General features: G+C 73.5%; 20 protein-coding genes. 4 read left to right on the top strand and 16 right to left on the bottom strand.

The features are described from left to right. Positions 1-20 precede the first annotated feature (20 nt). From Aeryth_RS15045 to Aeryth_RS15035, 4 genes are all read right to left on the bottom strand, one after another. The gene (locus Aeryth_RS15045) at positions 21-1400 is read right to left on the bottom strand and encodes an APC family permease (protein WP_083516481.1); all 1380 of its coding nucleotides are present in this window, start codon (positions 1398-1400) and stop codon (positions 21-23) included. An 80-nt stretch (positions 1401-1480) separates the two neighbouring features. Further along, a complete protein-coding gene (locus Aeryth_RS15040; RefSeq protein ID WP_067860378.1) occupies positions 1481-1972 on the bottom strand; it encodes an SRPBCC family protein in 492 nt (163 codons plus the stop codon). Positions 1973-2126: 154 nt separating this feature from the next. After that, positions 2127-2300: a CstA-like transporter-associated (seleno)protein gene (locus Aeryth_RS17720; protein ID WP_144433812.1), complete on the bottom strand. Its 174-nt coding sequence runs from the start codon at positions 2298-2300 to the stop codon at positions 2127-2129. Beyond that, entirely contained in the window at positions 2297-4498 is a 2202-nt protein-coding gene (locus Aeryth_RS15035; RefSeq protein WP_067860376.1) for a carbon starvation CstA family protein, read from the bottom strand. The genes Aeryth_RS17720 and Aeryth_RS15035 overlap by 4 nt, the downstream gene beginning before the upstream one ends. Positions 4499-4845: 347 nt before the next feature. Between Aeryth_RS15035 and Aeryth_RS15030 the strand changes: the two genes are divergently transcribed. From Aeryth_RS15030 to Aeryth_RS15015, 4 genes are all read left to right on the top strand, one after another. Continuing rightward, entirely contained in the window at positions 4846-5211 is a 366-nt protein-coding gene (locus Aeryth_RS15030) for a hypothetical protein (protein WP_144433811.1), read from the top strand. Between the two features lie 85 nt (positions 5212-5296). After that, positions 5297-5833, top strand: a complete 537-nt coding sequence (gene cobU / locus Aeryth_RS15025; RefSeq protein ID WP_067860372.1) for a bifunctional adenosylcobinamide kinase/adenosylcobinamide-phosphate guanylyltransferase — start codon at positions 5297-5299, stop codon at positions 5831-5833. 129 nt (positions 5834-5962) lie between these two features. Beyond that, positions 5963-7315, top strand: a complete 1353-nt coding sequence (locus Aeryth_RS15020; RefSeq protein WP_067860370.1) for a M20/M25/M40 family metallo-hydrolase — start codon at positions 5963-5965, stop codon at positions 7313-7315. Position 7316: 1 nt separating this feature from the next. After that, positions 7317-8783 carry an MFS transporter gene (locus Aeryth_RS15015; protein WP_067860369.1) on the top strand — a complete coding sequence of 489 codons (1467 nt, stop codon included), beginning with the start codon at positions 7317-7319 and terminating at the stop codon, positions 8781-8783. Here the strand turns inward: Aeryth_RS15015 and Aeryth_RS15010 are convergent. From Aeryth_RS15010 to Aeryth_RS14955, 12 genes are all read right to left on the bottom strand, one after another. Next, the gene (locus Aeryth_RS15010) at positions 8770-9969 is read right to left on the bottom strand and encodes a S8 family serine peptidase (protein ID WP_067860367.1); all 1200 of its coding nucleotides are present in this window, start codon (positions 9967-9969) and stop codon (positions 8770-8772) included. The two genes, Aeryth_RS15015 and Aeryth_RS15010, sit on opposite strands and share 14 nt — an antisense overlap. Then, on the bottom strand, positions 9966-11327 hold the full coding sequence (eccB, locus tag Aeryth_RS15005) for a type VII secretion protein EccB (protein WP_067860365.1): 1362 nt from the start codon (positions 11325-11327) through the stop codon (positions 9966-9968). Before eccB ends, Aeryth_RS15010 begins: the two co-directional genes overlap by 4 nt. 3 nt (positions 11328-11330) lie before the next feature. Further along, positions 11331-12017: an LPXTG cell wall anchor domain-containing protein gene (locus Aeryth_RS15000; protein WP_067860363.1), complete on the bottom strand. Its 687-nt coding sequence runs from the start codon at positions 12015-12017 to the stop codon at positions 11331-11333. Between the two features lie 19 nt (positions 12018-12036). Then, positions 12037-13386 (bottom strand): type VII secretion integral membrane protein EccD, encoded by a 1350-nt coding sequence (gene eccD, locus Aeryth_RS14995; RefSeq protein ID WP_067860361.1) that lies wholly within the window; start codon positions 13384-13386, stop codon positions 12037-12039. 109 nt (positions 13387-13495) lie between these two features. Further along, positions 13496-13795, bottom strand: coding sequence for a WXG100 family type VII secretion target (locus tag Aeryth_RS14990; protein ID WP_067860353.1), 300 nt, complete (start codon positions 13793-13795; stop codon positions 13496-13498). Positions 13796-13836: 41 nt separating this feature from the next. Then, positions 13837-14145 carry a WXG100 family type VII secretion target gene (locus Aeryth_RS14985; protein ID WP_067860351.1) on the bottom strand — a complete coding sequence of 103 codons (309 nt, stop codon included), beginning with the start codon at positions 14143-14145 and terminating at the stop codon, positions 13837-13839. 200 nt (positions 14146-14345) lie between these two features. Further along, on the bottom strand, positions 14346-15749 hold the full coding sequence (locus Aeryth_RS14980) for a hypothetical protein (protein ID WP_067860359.1): 1404 nt from the start codon (positions 15747-15749) through the stop codon (positions 14346-14348). A gap of 2 nt (positions 15750-15751) precedes the next feature. After that, entirely contained in the window at positions 15752-16996 is a 1245-nt protein-coding gene (locus Aeryth_RS14975) for a S8 family peptidase (RefSeq protein ID WP_067860357.1), read from the bottom strand. Then, positions 16993-17559, bottom strand: coding sequence for a hypothetical protein (locus Aeryth_RS14970; RefSeq protein WP_067860355.1), 567 nt, complete (start codon positions 17557-17559; stop codon positions 16993-16995). Before Aeryth_RS14970 ends, Aeryth_RS14975 begins: the two co-directional genes overlap by 4 nt. After that, a complete protein-coding gene (locus Aeryth_RS14965) occupies positions 17559-17858 on the bottom strand; it encodes a WXG100 family type VII secretion target (RefSeq protein ID WP_067860353.1) in 300 nt (99 codons plus the stop codon). The genes Aeryth_RS14970 and Aeryth_RS14965 overlap by 1 nt, the downstream gene beginning before the upstream one ends. Positions 17859-17898: 40 nt before the next feature. Continuing rightward, positions 17899-18207 carry a WXG100 family type VII secretion target gene (locus Aeryth_RS14960; RefSeq protein WP_067860351.1) on the bottom strand — a complete coding sequence of 103 codons (309 nt, stop codon included), beginning with the start codon at positions 18205-18207 and terminating at the stop codon, positions 17899-17901. A 147-nt stretch (positions 18208-18354) separates the two neighbouring features. Further along, entirely contained in the window at positions 18355-19809 is a 1455-nt protein-coding gene (locus Aeryth_RS14955; protein WP_067860349.1) for a hypothetical protein, read from the bottom strand. Positions 19810-19824 lie beyond the last annotated feature (15 nt).

Raw genomic sequence — 19824 nt, 5'->3', positions numbered from 1 at the left:
GTGGGTCGTTGCGGGTGAGGCTAGCCGGACAGGTCGGTGGGGTCGAGGGCGTGCGGCTGGTGACGCATCGCGAAGGCGTTGACGCCGTACATCACGACGCCGATGGCGACGATCGCACCGCACCACAGGATCGAGCCGGGGTCGTCGATCATCGTGTGCACCAGGATCGCCACGTTGGCGACGACGCCGACGACGAGGATGACGATCGGCGCCGAGTAGTGCTCGTGCTCGACGGGCGTCCCGCGCAGCGTGAGCGCCGCGAGACAGACCATGCCGTACACGACGATGAGGAACAGGACGGTCACGGTGGCCAGCCGGTCGACGTCGGCCACGGCGAGCAGCAGGCACACGAGGGCGGCGGTGAAGACGATCGAGACCCACGGGGTGCGGCGGGTGGCGTGGGTGCGGGCGAAGATCCGCGGCACGATGCCCTGGCGCGCCATGCCGTACATGATGCGCGACTGCGCCACGAGCGAGACCAGCGTCGTGTTGGTGACGGCCACGAGCGCGATCGCGGAGAACACGAGCTCGGGCACGGGGATGGGGCCGTTCTGCACGACGGTCAGCAGGCTGCCGTCCTCGCCCTTGTTCGCGGTGAGCTGGTCGAGCGGCGCGACCATCGACGCGATGAATGCGATGACCATGTAGAGGATGCCGGCGAGCGTCATGCCGCCGAGCAGCGCCCGCGGGAAGGTCCGGCTCGGGTCCTGCGTCTCCTCGGCGATGTTCGCGGCGTTCTCGAAGCCCGTCATCGCGAAGAACGCCAGTGCGACACCGCTCAGGACGACCAGCGTCGGGTTGCCCTCGTTGAGCTCGAACGGCTGCTGCAGGTTCGCGTCGCCCTCGGCCAGGACGACCACGCCGACCGCGAGGATGATCAGCAGGCCGGTCGTCTCGATCAGCGTCATGACCATGTTGGTCCACACCGACTCGGTGATGCCGCGGAAGTTCAGCAGCGAGAGTGCGACGATGAAGACGATGGCGACGAGCGTGACCGACGCACCCTCGACGAAGGACTGGAAGTAGGTGCCGCCGAAGACCCGCGCCAAGGTGCCGGCGGCGGCGATGGTGGCGGCGAGCAGGCAGAACGTGACCATGAAGGTCAGGAACCGGTTGCCGAACGCCTTGTGCGTGTACAGCGCGGCCCCCGCGGCCTGGGGGTACTTGGTGATGAGCTCGGCGTAGGCGAAGCCGGTGAGCAGTGCGACGGTGACGCCGATGACGAACGACAGCCAGAACGCGCCGCCCACCGTGAACGCCATGACGCCGATGAGGGCGTAGATGCCGGAGCCGAGCACGTCGCCCAGCACGTAGAAGAACAGCAGCCGGCCGGTGATGGACCGCTTCAGCTCCTCCTGCTGCCCGGCACCCCCGGCTGCGCTCGTGGTCTGGTCGCTCATGCGGTCCCTCCCGATCGCGTGTTCCGTCGATCGTGGTGGCAGGGACGGGTGCGCGCAAGCCCAGGCGGGTTGCAGCGCGGTTACGAGCCGCGGACGTACCCGAGCCGCGCCGCCCGCTCCAGGATCCCGAGGGTGGCCTTGAGACCGTCCTCGTCGACGATCGGGAACTGGTCCTTCCAGTCGTCCCGCGCGTGGCTCCAGTCGAGCACCGACGTGACCTGCGTGCCGCCGTCGACGGGTTCGAGTCGGTACCCCCAGCGGTGCCCGATCGGTGGGCGCACCCGGCCGATGATCGACCAGGTGATCAGCCGGTCGGGCTCGTACTCCTCGATGACGACCGTGACGTCGTACTCCTTGAGGTCGGGGATGTCGCCGTAGGACTCACGGTCCATGTGCACGAGGAACCGGTCGCCGACCGCGGCGACGACGTCGCCCTCGACCGACTGCAGCATGCCGGAGGCGTCGATCGCGACGTGCCCCCACGGGTCGCGCAGCACCGCGAAGATCGTGTCGGCGGGCGCCTTCACCACGCGGCCGGTCTCGATGCGTTCGTCGGGGTAGCGCTCGCTCATGCGTCCATCGTCGGCCGCAGTCCCGCGTCGCGCACCCTCGCCCGGCCGGCCTGCTTGCGTGGGGCCCCACGCAAGCAGGCTCCGCCCACCGCAAACATGCGCCCGATCTGCGCGTTTGCGTGGGGCCCCACGCAAACGCGCACGTGCGGGCGGGTCAGCAGCAGCGCGCCATGGGGGCGTGCTCGATCCGGTCGGCGCGGTGGCGCTCGAAGGCGCGGCGGGTCGTCGGCTCGACGCCGTCGCGCTCGCAGGCCGCGAGGTAGTCGTCCCACGCCGCCTCGCCCGTGAACTCCCGGACGAGGCGACGAAAGCGCGCGAAGCGGCTCATCGGTGACCCCGCTGGCCGGTGAGCTCGCCTCGCTCGGCCTCCCACGCGGCGACCGCCTCCTTCTCCTCGCGGGTCGCGACGAAGTCGGCCGGCGCGACGATCTGCGACGGCGTGTGAGGCACCTCGGTGGTGGGCAGCGACCCGACCCGGACCGCGCGCACCCAGATCACCACGGCGTTGGCGACGACGACGATGACGAGCAGCGCGAACACCGCCTGGATGACGCCGTTCGTCGTGGAGTTGCGGATGATCTGGTCCATCTGGCCCGGGTCGGCCGCCGGCGCCAGCACGTCGCCGGCGTCGCGCGCCTCGCGGTACCGGTCGGCCTGCGCGAAGTAGCCGATGGCGGGGTTGTCGCTGAACACCTTCTGCCAGCTCGCCGTCATCGTCACGACGAGGTCCCACGCGAGCGGGATGCCGGGCACCCACACCCACCTCAGCTTGCCGTGCTTGAGCAGCAGGGTCACGCACAGCGTCAGGGCGATGGCCGCGAGCAGCTGGTTGGCGATGCCGAACAGCGGGAAGAGCTGGTTGATGCCGCCGAGGGGGTCGCTGATGCCGATGTAGAGGAAGTAGCCCCACGCGCCCACCGTGACGGCGCTCGCGCTCCACGCGGCGGGCCGCCACGAGACGTCGCCGAAGCGGGTCCAGACGTTGCCGATCGTGTCCTGCAGCATGAACCGGCCGACGCGGGTGCCGGCGTCGACGGCGGTGAGGATGAACAGCGCCTCGAACATGATCGCGAAGTGGTACCAGAAGGCCTGCAGGTTGCCGCCGAACGCCTGGTGGAAGACCTGCGAGAGGCCGAAGGCGAGGGTCGGAGCGCCGCCCGTGCGCGAGACCAGCGTCGACTCCTCGATCGACGCCGCGGCGGCGGTGAGGTCGCCGGGCGTGATCGTGAAGCCGAGCTGGCTGACGAACGCCGCCGCGCCCTCGGGCGTGCCGCCGGTCGCGCCGGCGGGGGCGTTCATCGCGTAGTAGAGGCCCTGGTCGATGACCACGGCCGCGATGAGCGCGCTGATGGCCACGAACGACTCCATCAGCATGCCGCCGTACCCGATCATCCGGACGTGGCTCTCCTTGGCGATCATCTTCGGCGTCGTGCCGGACGCGATGAGGGCGTGGAAGCCCGACAGCGCACCGCAGGCGATGGTGATGAAGACGAACGGGAACAGCTTGCCCGCGAACACCGGACCGTCGCCGTCGACGGCGAAGCTCGTGACCGCGTCGGCCTGCAGCGTCGGCGCGGCGATGACCAGGCCGACGGCCAGCAGCACGATGACGCCGATCTTCATGAACGTCGAGAGGTAGTCGCGCGGCGTCAGCAGCATCCAGACCGGCAGGATCGACGCGACGAACCCGTAGACGACGAGCGCGATGACGAGGTGCTCCTTGCTCAGCGTGAGCGCGTCGCCGAGGCCCAGCTGGTCGACGTACCCGCCGCCGACGATCGCGAGCAGCAGGAGCACGACGCCGATGGCGGTGGTCTCGAGGACGCGACCCGGGCGCAGGTAGCGCAGGTAGAAGCCCATGAAGAGCGCGATGGGGATGGTCAGGCCGATCGAGAAGACGCCCCACGGCGACTCCGCGAGCGCGTTCACGACCACCAGCGCCAGCACTGCGAGGATGATGATCATGATCGCGAAGACGGCGATCAGGGCAGCGGTGCCGCCGACGACACCGATCTCGTCGCGCACCATCTGGCCGAGGCTCTTGCCGTCGCGGCGCATCGACAGGAACAGCACGACCATGTCCTGGACGGCGCCGGCGAGGATGACGCCGACGATGATCCAGATGGTGCCCGGCAGGTAGCCCATCTGCGCCGCGAGCACGGGACCGACGAGCGGACCGGCGCCGGCGATGGCGGCGAAGTGGTGGCCGAACAGCACCCGACGGTCGGTCACCTCGTAGTCGACGCCGTTCTCCAGGCGCTCGGCCGGGGTCGCGCGCGTGTCGTCGACCTCGAGGACCTTGCGCGCGATGAACCGCGAGTAGAAGCGGTACGCGATGGCGTACGACGACAGGGCGGCGAACAGGATCCACAGCGCCGACACGTCCTCGCCGCGCGAGAGCGCGAGGACGGCCCAGCAGACGGCGCCGACGAGGGCGACCGCCGACCAGACGACGATGGTGCGGATCCGGCTGCTCCCGCCACCGGTGCCGATGGGCTGCGGGGCGGTCGGGGTGCGGGTGCTCATGGGTCTCCCGGGGTGGTGCAGCAGGACAGGACTCGGGCGCGGGGCGGCGGGACGAGCCGGCGCGCCGATCCATCCGACCACGCGTGACCCGGGTCACGCCAGTTGCGTACGTTGCGTCGCGCCGAGCGGTGCCGGTCCGTCGGCGAGCGGCGTGCGGTACCCGTCGCCGGGCGCGCGTCGACCGTCTGCGGACCGTGGGCGGGACGCCTGCACCACCCAGCGGCTCGAGCACTCGACGGACGGGCAGGTCGAGCGTACGGTGCGCTGTGAGGCAGGTCACACCGACCGTCTCGTCGGGGGGTCGCCTGTGGGCGTCCCAGGAGAAAGGGATCACCATGAAGCGTTCGATGAGACTTGCAGGCGCAGCGGCCATGGCGGTGGGAGCACTCGTCGCCGTCGGACCGACGACGGCCGGACCTGCAGTCGCCGCCAACGACTGCACCGCCCCGCGCTGGGACGTCCACCCGGACCTGATCAGCACCGGCACGTTCAGCTGGGGCGACGGCACCGCCATCCGCACCGCCGGCTACAACGACTGCACCATCGTCGGCCGCGGGTACCCCAACCAGGGGATCGACGTGCACTGCAGCCGACAGAACGACAACGGCGTCTGGTGGGTGTACGCCCGCAACACCAGCACGGGGAAGGCGGGCTGGGCGAGCTACAGCGCCGTCTACACGTCGGGCAGCGTCCTGCCGCCGCGGTGCTCCTGAGCGTGACGGCCGCCCGCTACGGGACTGCGCAGCGGGCGGCCGTCGGCGGCTCCGAGTGGCTCGACGGCGGGCGTATCGTCGAACCATGAAGGCGTTGGTCACCGGCGGGGTCAGGTCGGGCAAGTCGTTCCACGCGGAGTCACTGGTGGTGGCGCACGAGCAGGTCGTCTACGTGGCCCCCGGACCGCCGGCCGACCCCGACGACGACCCGGAGTGGGCCGAGCGCGTCGCCCGGCACCGGGACCGGCGGCCGGCGCACTGGGTCACGCTCGAGACGACCGACCTGGTCGCGGCGATCGAGGACGGTGGCGACGACACGGCCGTGCTCGTCGACTGCCTGGGCACCTGGCTCACCGCCCAGCTCGACGAGCTCGACGCGTGGGACGCGATCCGCGAGGACTGGGAGCCGGTGCTGATGGAGCGCGTCGACGCCGCTGCGTCGGCGCTCGCCCGGACGTCGCGCACCGTCGTGCTGGTGACCAACGAGGTCGGGATGGGCGTGGTGCCGGAGCACCGGTCGGGCCGCGTCTTCCGCGACCTGCTCGGCGTCGTGAACCAGCGGTTCTCGGCCGAGTGCGACCAGGTGCTCCTCGTCGTCGCCGGACGGGTCCTTACCCTCTGACCCCTCGACCCCGCTGAGCGTGACGTTCGCGGGGCGATGTGGGCGTCGTCGCCCCGCGAACGTCACGCTCAGAGGGGTGGGGCGGTTCGGGGGAGCGGAATGGACCCGGGGAGGGGCTAGCGTCGGGGAGTGCACCCCGACGTCGAGATCCTGCGCGCGGCGATCCGCGTGCCCACCGTGGCCGACCGCGACCCGGCACTCACCGACCTCGAGCCGTTCGCGCGCCTGCACGCGCTGCTCGCCGAGCACTTCCCGCTCCTGCACGCGCAGCTCGAGCGCGTCGACCTCGGCGACGCCGCCCCGCGGGCGCTGCTGTGGCGCTGGGCCGGCGCGTCGCCCGACCGTCCCGTGGTGCTCATGGCCCACCAGGACGTCGTCCCTGTGACGCCCGACGACCCGTGGACGCACGACGCGTTCGCCGCCGACGTCGTCGAGACGGCCGAGGGGCCGGCCGTCTGGGGACGCGGCACGCTCGACGACAAGGGCCAGCTCGTCGCGATCTGCACGGCCGTCGAACGGCTCCTCGCCGACGGCTTCGAGCCGGCGCAGGACGTCTGGCTGTCCTTCGGGGCCGACGAGGAGGTGTCGGGCCCCTCGGCGCCGGCTGCCGTCGCCGAGCTGGCCCGTCGTGGGGTGGAGCCGTGGTTCGTGCTCGACGAGGGCGGCGCGGTCGCCGGGCAGGCGTTCCCCGGCGTGTCGGCACCCGTCGCGGTCATCGGCTCCACCGAGAAGGGCACGACCACCCTCTCGCTCACGGTCACCGGACGAGGTGGCCACTCCTCCACGCCCCCGACCCGCGCCCCCGCCGCGCGGCTCGGTCGCGCGCTCTGGCGGCTCGACCGTGAGCAGTTCGGGGTCAACGTGCCCGGTCCCACCGTCGACCTGCTCCGCCGGCTCGCCGGCCACCTGCCCCTGCCGCTGCGCGCGCTGCTCGCAGGCGCCACGCGGACCCCGCCGGCCGTGCTCGGTCGCGTGCTCGTGGCTGCCGGTCCGGAGACGGCGGCGATGGCGCGCACCACGATGGTCGCGACCACGCTCGTGGGCGCTCCGGCGCACAATGTCATCCCGGCCCGGGCGCGCGCCGAGGTGAACCTCAGGATCATGCCCGGCGAGAGCGTCGCCGCCGCGGTGGAGCACGTGCGCGCCGCGGTGGACGACGACGAGGTGGTCGTCGACGTCGTCGAGGCCAACGAGCCGAGCCCGCTGTCGCCCACCACCGAGCCGGAGGCGCAGGGTGCGTTCGCCCTGCTCGAACGGACGGTCGGCGCCGTGTTCCCGGACGCCGTCGTCACGCCCTACGTCATGATGGCCGGCACCGACAGCCGCACCTTCACCGCGATCTGCCCCCGCGTGTACCGCTTCGCGCCGCTGCGGATGAGCAAGGAGCAGCGGGCGTCGATCCACTCCTACGACGAGCACGTGCACGTGGCGGCCTGGCTGGAGGGCGTCGACTGGTACGTGGCGCTCCTGAGGGGGCTGTGACGTGACCACGACCGCGACGCTGCACCGCTCGCGCTGGTCCGTCGTCGGGTTCCTCGTGGCCGTCGAGGTCGTGAGCGGCGTCCTGCAGGGCTTCTACACCCCGATCTTCTCCGACATCGCCCGCCACCTCGGCATCCGCGACGCCGACGTCAACTGGTTCGAGGCCGCGCAGCTCGTGCTGTCGGCGCTCGCCGTGCCGTTGCTGGCTCGGCTCGGCGACCTCTGGGGGCACCGCAACGTGCTCCTGCTGTCCACGGCCGTGACCGCGGTCGGGTCGTGGACGCTCGCCCTCGCGCCGGGCTTCTCGACGTTCCTCGTCGGCTGGGCGCTCCAGGGCGCCTACGTCGTGTGGCTGCCCGTCGAGGTGGCGATCATCCACCGTCGCACCGCCGGCCGGGCCGACCAGCACCGGACGACGCGCCGCGCCGCGGCGTTTCTCGTGGCCGCGCTCGAGACCGGTGTCATCGTCGGTGCGCTCACGTCGGGCGCCCTCGTGGAGGCGACGTCGATGACGGTGCTGCTGTGCCTCCCCGCCGTGGCGGTCACGGCCTGCCTGCTCGTCGTCTGGTTCGGCGTCGAGCGCGACCGCGGCCAGGCCTCTGGCGGCTACGACTACGCGGGGCTCGGCTGGCTCACGGTCACGCTCGGCCTGCTGATGGGTGGCCTGATCGCCATCCGCCTGCTCGGTGCCGGGTCGCCGGTCCCGTGGCTCCTGGTCGCGCTCTCGCTGGCGGCGCTCGCCGGGCTCGTGCGGTTCGAGCGGGCGCTGGGGGAGAGGGCCGACGGCACGGTCGCGCCGTTGATCGACGTGCGCACGTTCGCCCTGCGCGCCCAGTGGCCCGTCCAGCTCACGGCGTTCCTGTTCGGGATGTCGGTGCTCGGCGCGCAGATCCCGCTGTCGACGTTCGCGCGGACGGACCCCGACGTCGCGGGCTTCGGCCTCGGCGCGTCCGCGGCGTTCGTCTCGACGCTCATCGGCGTCTACGTCGTCACCATGGTGGTCGGCGCGCTGTCGCTGCCGCTGCTCGCCGGCCTGCTCGGCCCCCGCGTCGCGATGGTCGTCGGTTGCACGCTCGTCGGTGTCGGCTACGGCCTGTTCCTCCCGCTGCACGACAGCGCGGGGCAGATCCTCACGAACATGGGCGTCGCCGGGGTCGGGTCGGGCCTGCTGGTGGCGGCCCTCCCGGCCGCCGCGGCGGCAGCAGCACCGGCCCACGCGACGGGCTTCGCCACCGGCATGACCAACGCGACGAAGACGGTGGGCGGCGCGATCGCCTCCGCGGTGTTCGCCATCGCCCTCGCCTCGACCGGCTCGATCGACGACCCCGCGCTCGGGCACGCGCCGCTGTCGGGCTACCTGACGGTCTGGGCGGTGTGCTCCCTGTCGGCGCTCGCGGCGGCGGTGGTGCTGCTGGTCACCCGTCGCGGCGCCGGCGCGACGCCCGAGGGAGGAGTCAGCGCGGGGTGAGGCGGCGTCGACGTCGGGCCCACGGGGCCAGGACGAGCGCCACCGCCGTCGCACCGGCGGCGCCGAGCAGCCACCAGGCCAGCTGGTGCCGCGTGCTGTCGAGCGGGTCGCGTCCGGCCACGGTCGGCAGGATCGTGGATTCCTGCGGCGCCGACGCCGCCTGGGACGTGCCCGGTGCCGCGTTCGAGGTGCTCGTCATGGCGGCGACGGGCTGGATCGTGCCCCAGCCCCGGGTGTCGTCGCGCTGGTCCTCGACGGGTCGGTCCGCCGTGGCCAGCAGCCGGTTGACGACCTGGCGGGGCGAGTCGTCCGGGAAGCGCTGGACGAGCATCGCGGCCAGGGCACTCACGTAGCCCGTGGCGTAGCTCGTGTACGGGTGGTCCAGGCCCACGAGGCAGTCGCCGTTGGAGCGGAACGCGGTGAGCACGTTGGCCCCCGGGGCGGCGACGTCGACGTGCGGGCCGTGCACGCTCCAGTCGTCGACGGCACCCGCGGCGTTCGTCGCCGCGACCCCGACCACGCCGTCGAAGCCGGCCGGGTACTGCACCTGGGTGAAGGGGGCGTCCTCCTGCGTGTTGCCCGACGCCGCCACCACGATGGCACCGCTGCGCAGGGCGACCTCGGTGGCGCGACGCAGCGCCGGGAGGTCCTTGTCGGAGGAGCCCGTCGTGAGCGAGACGTTGATGACGTCGACGCCCTGCTGGGCCGCCCACCGGATGCCGGCGGCGACGTCGGCCGTCGTGCTGCCCTCGCCGAGCACACGGACCGGCACGATCGTGGCCTCGGGCGCGGCCCCGATGAGCACCGAACCCGTCGCGCGGCGGGCGGCGATGATGCCCGCGAGGGCCGTGCCGTGGGCGTAGGGGTCCTCGGTGGCCTGGCCGCCGATGAAGGAGCGACCGGGCTCCACGCCCGACCGCAGGTGCTGGTTGCGGGTGTCGACCCCGGTGTCGACCACGGCCACCCGGACACCCTTGCCGGTGCCCTCGCGCCAGGCGTCGGGGAAGCCGGCGTCGCGCACGTTCGTCATCGCGGTCGGGTCGGAGACGAGCTGCGTGCGGCCCACCTCGCAGCGCCCCTCCTGCGCGTTGGGCGGCTGGTCGACGGCCACGGCCGGTGCGAGCGGCGTCAAGGTGGGCAGCAGCAGGGCCGCGCCGGCGACGACGTGCGCGAGACGCAACGTCACTGCTTCGCCCCGTCAGCCGCCTGCACGGCCGCGGCCAGCGAGAGCTCGGGGCCGCTGGAGAACAGCTCGACCCACGCGCGCGGCGTGGCGATCGGCTCGACCGACTCGTAGCCGAGCGCCCGCAGGACGGTCGGCACCTGGTCCTTCGGCCCGATCGCGAACCGGGTCCCGCGGGAGTCGACGAGGAAGGTGGTGTCGTTCGTGCTCGCGCGGGAGCGGGTCGTCGAGCGGACCAGCGCACCGCGACCCTGCTCGACACGCACCAGACGCTGGGCGCCCGTGGCGCGCGCCTCGTCGCGGGTGGCCTCGGCCAGCACCGGCGTGCTGGTGGCGCCGTCCTCGCCGGCCACCAGCTGCAGGCACGGACGACGGTCGTCGCTCTGGTCGGGCAGCTCGGTGGGCCAGTCGCCGGGCACGACGCCCGACGCGCTCTGCGCCGGGACGGACTGCACGTCGCCGACGTCGACCTGCTGCTCCGGCAGGCGGCTCGTCGCGGTGTAGACGGCGTACGCGAAGTCGCTGAGCTGCACCAGGCCCCGGCGGCCGAGCACGTAGCCCGTGCCGTCGACGGAGACGGGGGTTCCGACGACGTCGAGGCCGGCGACCCCGGTGCTCCCGCTGAAGCGGCTGCCGGAACCGGGCACGGTCAGCGGGGCCAGCGACGTCCCCTCGGGCACGAGCTGCAGCCAGGCGTCCGACGCCGCGAACGGGTCGTCCTGCCCGACCCCGACACCGCGCAGCACCGACTGGCCCAGCCGGCCGGCCGGCACGGCGTAGCGTCGTGAGCCCGACACGAGCCAGAGCCGGTCCTTCGTGTCGCGGGCGAGCAGCGAGTCCTGGCTCGAGCGCCGGGTTCCCGGGGTGTCGCTGACGTCGACCGTCAGCCCGCCCTGCTCGTTGGTGCACGCGCTCCACCGGTCTTGCACGAGCAGCGATGCGGGGGTCAGGTAGTCGGGCGCGCCGGGGATGCCGACGGGCTGCGACTTCGGCTCGTCGACGAGCACGTCGTCGGGGACGTAGGAGACCTTCACCTGGTCCTGGCCCGCCAGGGCGAGCCGGGCCGAGGTGATGTTGATGACGGGGAACAGCGTGCCCTCGTACTGCACGAACCGTGAGCCGCTGTCCTTCGCGATGACCAGGCCGTTCTCGCGCCAGCCGTCGCCGACGGCGGGCTTGAGCACACCGGCGACGGCGGCACCGGCCACCAGCAGGGCTGCCAGCACGATGCCGCCGGCGAGCGTGCGCCCGTAGCGGACGGGTTCGACCTCCCGTCCGCCCGGGGCACCGCTCAGGAACGCCGTGACGAGGCGACGGCGGTTGAAGGAGTGCGCCTCGACCAGGTCACGCTTGCTCGCCATCCGTCAGACGAGACGGTGGCGGGCCGAGTACGGCCGGCGCAGCAGGACGCCACCGATCAGCAGGAAGACGGCACCCAGGGCGGCCAGCAGGTTCAGGCCGCCCTCCACACCCGTGGCGGGGAGCTCCTCGCCCCGCGGCGTGGCCGCGGCGCCGGAGCCCGACGCGACGAGCCCACCGAGGGAGGAGTCGAGGCCGCTCAGGCCCTGCGGCACGGAGTTGCCGAGGCCCGGGGCCACGGCACCGCCGTCGGAGACGTTGCCGCCGCCGCCGTTCCCACCGCCGTTGCCGCCACCGTTGCCCCCGCCGTTGCCGCCGCCGGGCGTCGGGATGGTGGGCGTGGGCGTGGTGGGCTGCGGGGTCGTCGGCTCCGGGTCCGGCGTGGGGATGGTCGGCTCGGGCACGGTCGGCTCCGGGTCCGGAGTGGGGATCGTCGGCACCGGGATCGTGGGCACCGGGATGGTGGGCTCCGGGTCGGGGTCGAGGATCGGGAAGCAGTCGGGGTCGAGCGGGTTCACGAGAAGGTCGCAGTCGCCGTCGACGAGGGCTGCCGCGTCGACCGCGGCGGCGCGGGCACTCGCGTCGGCCGTGGTGTCGGTGTCGGCGGCGAACGCCAGCTGGGGCAGCGAGAAGGACAGCAGGACGGCGCCCACGGTGAGGGCGGCCCCGGAGGTGGCCTGGCGCAGCTTCATGAGGTGTCTCCTTGGTAGTTCAGGACCGGACGGCGGCGACGATGCCGACCGCGATGACGAGGAGTGGCAGGAGGGCGACGAGTGACGCGAGCTCGACCACCTCGACGAGACGGCCGCGCACGACCGACTCCTCGGAGCGGACCAGCGTGGCGACGAGGGTGGCCGCAGCAGCGACGACGAGGACGATGACGAGCTCCAGGCGCCACTCGGGCCGGAGCACCAGCACGCTCAGCGCGACGGCGAGCAGTCCGGCTCCGGCGCCCGCGAGCCCGACGCCGACCTCGGTGCCGGAGCGCAGCTGGCGCGTGCGGGCGAGCAGGACGACGCTGACGCACACCGTGGCCAGCGCTCCGGTGACCCCGAGCGTGACGGCCAGGGGCGCGACGAGCAGGAGCAGCACGCCGACGGACGCGGTGAGGGCCAGGAAGATGCTGTGCCCGGTGGCGGCGCTGGAGCGCACCTGGTCGATCGAGACCTCGTCGGGGTCCGCGACCTCGACCGTCGGGTCCTGCGGCTGGGCGGCCGAGCCGCCGACGAGCGTCAGCGACAGCGCGGGCAGCAGGCTGGAGAGGATGGTCAGCACGGCGAGCAGCGTCAGGTACGCCTCGGGCGCGCCGATGTCGGTGGACGCGACGATGGAGCTGGTCATGGCCACGAGCGCGCCGACCACCAGGCCGGGTGCGAGCAGCACACGTCGCTCCACGGTCCCGACGAGGGCCAGGGCCGCGGCGACCGCGGCCCCACCGCCGGCGGCGGCGAGCGGCCAGCCCAGCAGACCGGGCTCGTCGAGCGCGGTGAAGCCGCCCACGGCGGCGAACACGGTGGCGCTCCAGCCCAGGACCAAGGCGACCTCGGGCTCGCCCTCCAGGCGGGCGAGCACGATCGCGGCGGTGACGAGCACGAGCGCGACCACACCGGCGAGCGCGCCGGCCACGACGCTGGGACGCTCGAGGCTGATGGTCAGGGCGCCGAGGGCGAGCAGCGCGGTGGCGGCGACGAGGGCCGTCCGACGGGCCGCGGTGGGCGCCCACGGCGACGTCGTGGACTCGACGACGTCGGCCATCGCCTCGACGACGTCGTCGTAGACACGCCGGCGACCGTCGGAAGCCGGTGCGAGCACGAGCACCGCACCGTCGTGCACGTGCTGGAAGGTCAGGCCGCTCGTCGACGAGAGCTCGCGGCCGTCGCTCAGGTGCAGCACGAAGCCGCGGTGCGACGTGGTCGGGTCGAGGGCGCCGAGCGTGCGGGCGATCTCCGGCACGAGCTCGGCCACCGGCACGGCTGACGGCAGCGCGAGGTCGGCGCTGCGCTCGTCGGTGCGCACCGTGACACGGACCAGGCCGGTGGGTCCGGCCTCGGTCGTGGTCATGGGCGACTCCGGGGGCGCTGCGGGTACATGGTCTCGGCTCTCGTGCGGTCGGTCGGACAGGAGTTCCCGCCAGGCCGCGGACGCGACCTGGCGGGGAGGAGGTGGTGGGTCAGCCGCCGAAGGAGGCGCGGTTGGCGTTCTCGGCGCGGCGGTAGTCGGCTGCGGAGTCCGAGACGGCGGTGCCGGTCTGGGCGAGGGTGGCGTTGAGGTCGTTGATGGCCTGGTCCCACTTGGTCTTGGCGCTCTGGTAGGCGGCGGATGCCTCGCCGGTCCAGTCGGCCTTGAGGGGGGCGAGCTCGGACTCGAGGCGGTCGAGTCGGCCGCGCAGGGCGGAGACGGCGGCGGAGATCTCGCCGGAGATGCCGTCGAGGCCGCCGAAGTTGACGGCGAGGCGTCCGGTGCTGCTCATGGGGTGCTCCTGACTCTCAGGTGGGTGGGTGTGGGGTGGTCTCAGCCGCCGAGGCGCGAGGAGATCTGGGAGTAGGTGTCGACCTGGACGTCGTCGGTCTGGGTGTAGGTGACGTCGGCGCCGGTGAGGTTGGCCTCGAAGTCGTTGAGGGCGCGCACGATCTTGTCGGTCTCGGTGTTCCAGACGGTGATGAGGTTGGTGAACCCGGCGGCTCCGCCGCCTTCCCAGGCGCCCTTGGTGGAGAGGCGCTGGGGCATGGAGTTGACCTCGCGGGTCAGGTCGCCGTGGGCGCTGCGGACCATCTCGGCGGCGCGGGTGATCGCGCCTTCTTCGCGGCTGAGCTCGCTCATCGTTCGTCCTCCCGGTTCCCCGTGGGCACGGTCGCGGCACGGGCTCGTCGATGCTGGTGGCAAAAGACTAGGTCACCTGGTTCGTTTCGACTAGTCAGAACGGGGGGAACGTCCCACATCACGGGCGTCGTGACGTGTGACGATCGTCGCCGTCCCCGCTCCGTAGCCTCCTGCGCCGCGGACCGTGTGGTCCGTCGAGGTCAGGACAGGACGCCGGGCGACGTCTCGTCGTCGTCCAACCACTGGTCGTCGTCGAACGCCAGGTGGTCCTGCGTGGGCTCGTCGTCCTCGTCGCGACGTCGACCCTGGCCGCCGGCGCCGGCGCCGGACCGTGCGGCGTTGCCGCCCCGCCCCGTGGGACCGGTGCCGTTGCCGCGGCCGGACCCGCCGGCACCCTGGCCGGCGCGCGATCCGCTGCCCTGGGCCGGTCGGGTGCCCGCGCTGCCCGCGCGGCTGCCCGTGCCCGGAGCCGAGCGGGACGCCTGGGAACCAGCAGCACGGCCCGCCTGGCTGCCGGGCGACGCTCCGGCACGGCCTGCCTGCGCACCGGGGCGCGCGCCTGCCTGCCCAGCCTGACCGGCCGGGTTCGCCACGCGGGCGTTCGACTGCGAGGAGGAGGACCCCAGCGTGGAGCCCTTCGCCATGCCAGCCGTCCGACCGGACCCGGCACCGGCGGACGACGCGGCGCCCTTGGCGGCACCGGCGGCCTTGGCGAGGATGCCCTTGCCGGCACCCAGCAGACCCGCGGCGCCGGCGGCACCGCCGACCCCGCCGGCTCCCATGCCTCCGGCCTGGCCGAGGGACGAGCCGCCGTCGGTGAGCCCGGTGTCGAGGTCGGTCAGGCCGTCGCCGTCGGCATCGCCGCGGCCGTCGCCGTCACCGGTGCTGCCGTTTTTGACGGGGGCGACGAGCGTGGGGTTGGTGCCGCGGGGCCCACGGCCGATCGTCGCGGCCGAGGCCATGGCGCTGACCGCGGTCGTGCCGCCGACGACCGGCGTGCCCGACAGGCCACCGCCGGTGCCGCCGGTGTTGCGGGACCCGGTGCTGGTGTCGTCGACCGAGGTGCCCTCGACTCCCGGTGCGGCCGTCGCCAGCATCTTCTGTGCTGCGGCGAGTCCGGCGTCGAGCCGGGTGAGGGCGGCGGCGGCGTCGTTCTCGCGTCGCTCCATGGAGGTGGCGTGGCTCGAGGCGGCGCTGTCGTGCTCGCTCTTGGCGGTGTTGTAGGCCTCGACGTCCGCGTCGCTCGCGTCTGCACCCGGCCTGGTGGGGCTGGCGCCCGGGGCGGGGGAGATCTCGGGCAGGTTCTGCAGGTCGGAGCGGGCGGTGGACAGCGCTTCGGCGCCGGCGCGCATCCCGGCGGCGGTCTGCTCGAGCTTGGTCTGCATCCGCTCGATCGTCTGCAGCTTCTGGGCGAAGGCGGCGTCGGCGGCCGCGGCGTCCGAACCCTCGGTCCAGGTCTCGCGGGCCCGCTGCTGGGCGGTGACGAGCTCGGTGCGGAGCGCGTCGAGCTTGGTCTTGGCGGCATCCCAGTCGATGGCCTTGCCGGTGAGGGCGCCGGGGATGGCGCTCTCCACCTGTCGCAGCTTGCTCTCGTTCGGTCCCATGGTCAGGCCTCCTCGGACGGACGGTGGTGGCGGCGGGCGACGACGATCCCCGCGGTGACGAGCACGAGGACGGCGACGGCGCCGAGGACCCACGGCAGGGGGCCGGTGCCGTCGTCGGCAGCGGCGTCGGTGGTGTCGGCTGCCGCAGGGCTCGTGGTGGTCTCGGCGGACGGCGCGGGATCGGCGGAGTCGCCGTAGACGGAGAGCGGGTAGGTCTTGACGGCGGCCTCGACCCCGCGCGTCAGGGGATTCTCGTCGGGCCAGCCGGTCGGGTCCCTCTCGAGCATGTTGCGCACGGAGAGGATGCCGAAGCCGTTCGGTCGCTCCCACCCGAAGTAGTCGGCGTCCCCGGAACGGCCGGTGCTGTGGATCAGCTGCTGGACGAGCTGGTTGCCGGTGGCGTCGGGGAACTTCTGCTTCACGAGGGCGAGGGCCCCGGCCGTGATGGCCGTGGCAGGCGACGTACCCGTGCGGGGGTAGGCCGGTGTCCAGACCGCCCCGCGCCTCTCCGTGCTGGAGGCGCCGGCGGGAACCTCGACCCCCGGTGCGGTGATCGCGAGCGTGGCGGAGAGGTCGTCGCGCTGGCCGGGCTGCTCCGACCACGCCTTGGCGTTCCGGTCGGCCGCGCCCACGGCGACGGCGCCGGGAGCGGAGGCCGGCGAGGAGATCCCCGGCGAGCCGGCCTCGCCGCCTCCGGCGACCACGACCGCGCCCGCGGCGATCGCCTTGCGGACCGCGGGGTCGTTCTCGTCGGCATCGCCGGACGCGAGGGAGACGCTGATGACGTCCGCCCCGTCCCGCGCGGCCTGCTCGATGAGCGCCGCCGGGGAGGCCAGCGAGTCGGTGTAGGGGTCGCGGTTCGCCTGGTAGAAGGTCACCTCGGCATCGGGGGCGACCCCGGTGACACCACCGTTGCCCTGTCCGGCGACGAGCACGGTCATGGCCGTGCCGTGGTTGGCGGCCCCGGCTCCGGGCACGGACACGGACTTCTTGCCGGTGACGGAGCGGCCGAGCGTGATGTCGGCGCCGCGCAGCTCGGGCACCGTGAGGTCGATGGAGCCGTCGATGATGGCCACCTTGACGCCCTTGCCCGTCGTCTCCCGGTGGACCTCGTCCAGACGGAGCGCGGAGTACCACCAGGCGTCGTCGGGCTGGTACCGCGCGAGCGAGGCCTGCGCCGTCGACGGCGCCAGGAGAGCGACGACGAGGACCAGCAGCGCCGCGAGTCGCCCCGGGCCTCGACTCATTGGTAGGCCTGCTCGCCCTGGTCGCCGTCGGTGGTCTGGACGGTGTCGGTCGACGTCGCGAGGTCGCCGCCGAGCTGCTCGACGACGTCCTGCAGAGGTTCGGAGTCCGTGCCCGCGAGAGCGTCGAGGTCGACGTCGACGGACTCGGGGTCGACGAGGTCCGTCCCCTGGTCGGCGCGCGCGTTGTCGTAGGACTCCGTCGTCGACGAGGCGCTTCCCGCGAAGCGGGTCGCGATGGAGGCCATCGCGCCCTGCACGCCGTCGTCGGTGTCGGCGTAGTTGTCGGCCGCAGTGGTGAGCGCGAGACCGAACTCGTCCATCTCCTGCTGGAGGGCGCCGAGCGTCGTCGCGAAGACGGTCGCCACGCTGTCATGGTGCTGGGCGAGCGCCTGCGCGGCCGGGTACTGGCCGTACATGGACGCCTCGCCCTTCGTGGCCTCGACGGTCTGCTGCGCCGCGAGCGCCTCGGCAGCCAGCTCGGAGGTGTTCTTGCCGACCTGGCGCAGTCCCTCGATGTCGAGCTCGACGGCGCTGCCGCCGCCGGAGCCGTCCGGCGTGCCCATCAGCCGCCGAAGGAGGCGCGGTTGGCGTTCTCGGCGCGGCGGTAGTCGGCTGCGGAGTCCGAGACGGCGGTGCCGGTCTGGGCGAGGGTGGCGTTGAGGTCGTTGATGGCCTGGTCCCACTTGGTCTTGGCGCTCTGGTAGGCGGCGGATGCCTCGCCGGTCCAGTCGGCCTTGAGGGGGGCGAGCTCGGACTCGAGGCGGTCGAGTCGGCCGCGCAGGGCGGAGACGGCGGCGGAGATCTCGCCGGAGATGCCGTCGAGGCCGCCGAAGTTGACGGCGAGGCGTCCGGTGCTGCTCATGGGGTGCTCCTGACTCTCAGGTGGGTGGGTGTGGGTGGTCTCAGCCGCCGAGGCGCGAGGAGATCTGGGAGTAGGTGTCGACCTGGACGTCGTCGGTCTGGGTGTAGGTGACGTCGGCGCCGGTGAGGTTGGCCTCGAAGTCGTTGAGGGCGCGCACGATCTTGTCGGTCTCGGTGTTCCAGACGGTGATGAGGTTGGTGAACCCGGCGGCTCCGCCGCCTTCCCAGGCGCCCTTGGTGGAGAGGCGCTGGGGCATGGAGTTGACCTCGCGGGTCAGGTCGCCGTGGGCGCTGCGGACCATCTCGGCGGCGCGGGTGATCGCGCCTTCTTCGCGGCTGAGCTCGCTCATCGTTCGTCCTCCCGGTTCCCCGTGGGCACGGTCGCGGCACGGGCTCGTCGATGCTGGTAGGACCAGACTAGGACATCTGGTCAGTTCTGACTATCCCGTCCTCAGGGACGTGAGAGCCGCCGGCCGGTCGTCGCGAGCCGTCGGGCGTCAGGACGACGTGAGGACGCGCATCCAGTCGAACAGCCCGCTGACCAGCGGGAACGCGCCGACGACGGCGACGAACGCCAGGCCCTCCGCGATCTCGGCGCTGCGCGACCACCACACGGAGGTCCAGCCCCGGCCGGCCGAACGGGCCACGAGGGCGAGGACCAGACCGAGGAGGACGGCCACGGTCGCGCCGGCGACACGGGCGTCGTCGCCCACCTCGAGCAGCAGCGACGCGGCGGTGGCCAGGAGGAGCGCGGTGCCGGTGGTGCGCTGCCAGCGACGCGCCTGCTGGGCCCGCAGGGTGCGACCGCTCAGCACCAGTGCGGCACCGGTGGCGGCGCAGACGAGGGTGGCGCCGACGTCGCGGGCGCCGTCGGTGGGGGCGAGGAGCAGCCAGGCTCCGCTGGCCGCGACCAGCAGGGAGCACACGACCGTGGCCGCGCCGACGAGCCGCAGCGCACGCAGGGCGACGGCGCGCACGTCGTCCTCGCGGACGACGCCGCGGAAGGAGCGGCGCGGCTGCTCGCGCGCGGTCCAGGCCGTGACGGCGAGCCGCTGCAGGTCCACGAGCACGTGGTCCGGAACGTCGACGACGAACGACGGCAGCAGGCGCGCGCCCAGCACGGCCGCCAGCAGGACGAGGGCGGCGAGGGTGGTCGTCGACCAGTCCGCCAGGAGCGTGACGGTCGCGAGCAGCGCGACACCGACGCCGGCGACGAGCTGGACCGCCAGCTCCTCGTCGGCCACGCCCGGCACGGCCGCGCGCAGGGCGGCGCTGCCGCACGCCACGGCCAGGCCCGCCACCGTGACGGCCAGCGTCGTCGCCCCGGCCTGGCCGGGCGGGAGCTGCAGGACGACGGCCGCGGCGAGGAGCAGCGGCACGACGGAGAGCCAGGCGCGGTCGTGCGCGCCGGCCGGGACGCGGAGGCCGACGATCCCTGCCACGGCGAGGACGACGAGCGCGAGCGCGCCGGAGGCGGCGTCCGCGGCGGTGCCGCCGGTCAGGGCACCGGCCGTGGCGGCGAGCAGACCGGCCACGGCCACGGCGCCCGGGGCGAGCCGGGCGACGACGGAACCCGTCGCGGACCTCGCGGCCCGGTCGGTCGGTGGAGCGAGGGCGGGCAACGGGGCGACCGTCGACGTGGCGGGAGCGGCGGGCTGCGCGCGTCGGCCGCGCGACCCCCGACCCGTCGGGGCGGTGCTCACGGGGGCGGCGTCGGCGTCGACCGCGACCAGCAGGTCGCCGTGCTCCAGGCGCGCGGCGTGCACCGAGGTGGTCGGGTCGAGGGCGCGCCCGGTGGCCGTGCTCAGGAGCACCGGACCGCTGCCCGTCTGGTCGCGGAAGCCCGCCGCCACGGCGCCGACGTCGGCCCACCGGGGCACGGCGAGGTCGACCCGTCCCGCGTCTCCGACGACGCTCAGCCGGATCGTGGCCAGCGCGGTGCTCTCGCTCATGCGACCCCCTTCGGG

The organism is Aeromicrobium erythreum, assembly GCF_001509405.1.
GTDB classification, from domain to species: domain Bacteria; phylum Actinomycetota; class Actinomycetes; order Propionibacteriales; family Nocardioidaceae; genus Aeromicrobium; species Aeromicrobium erythreum.
This window is presented reverse-complemented; position numbering and strand designations above follow the sequence as displayed.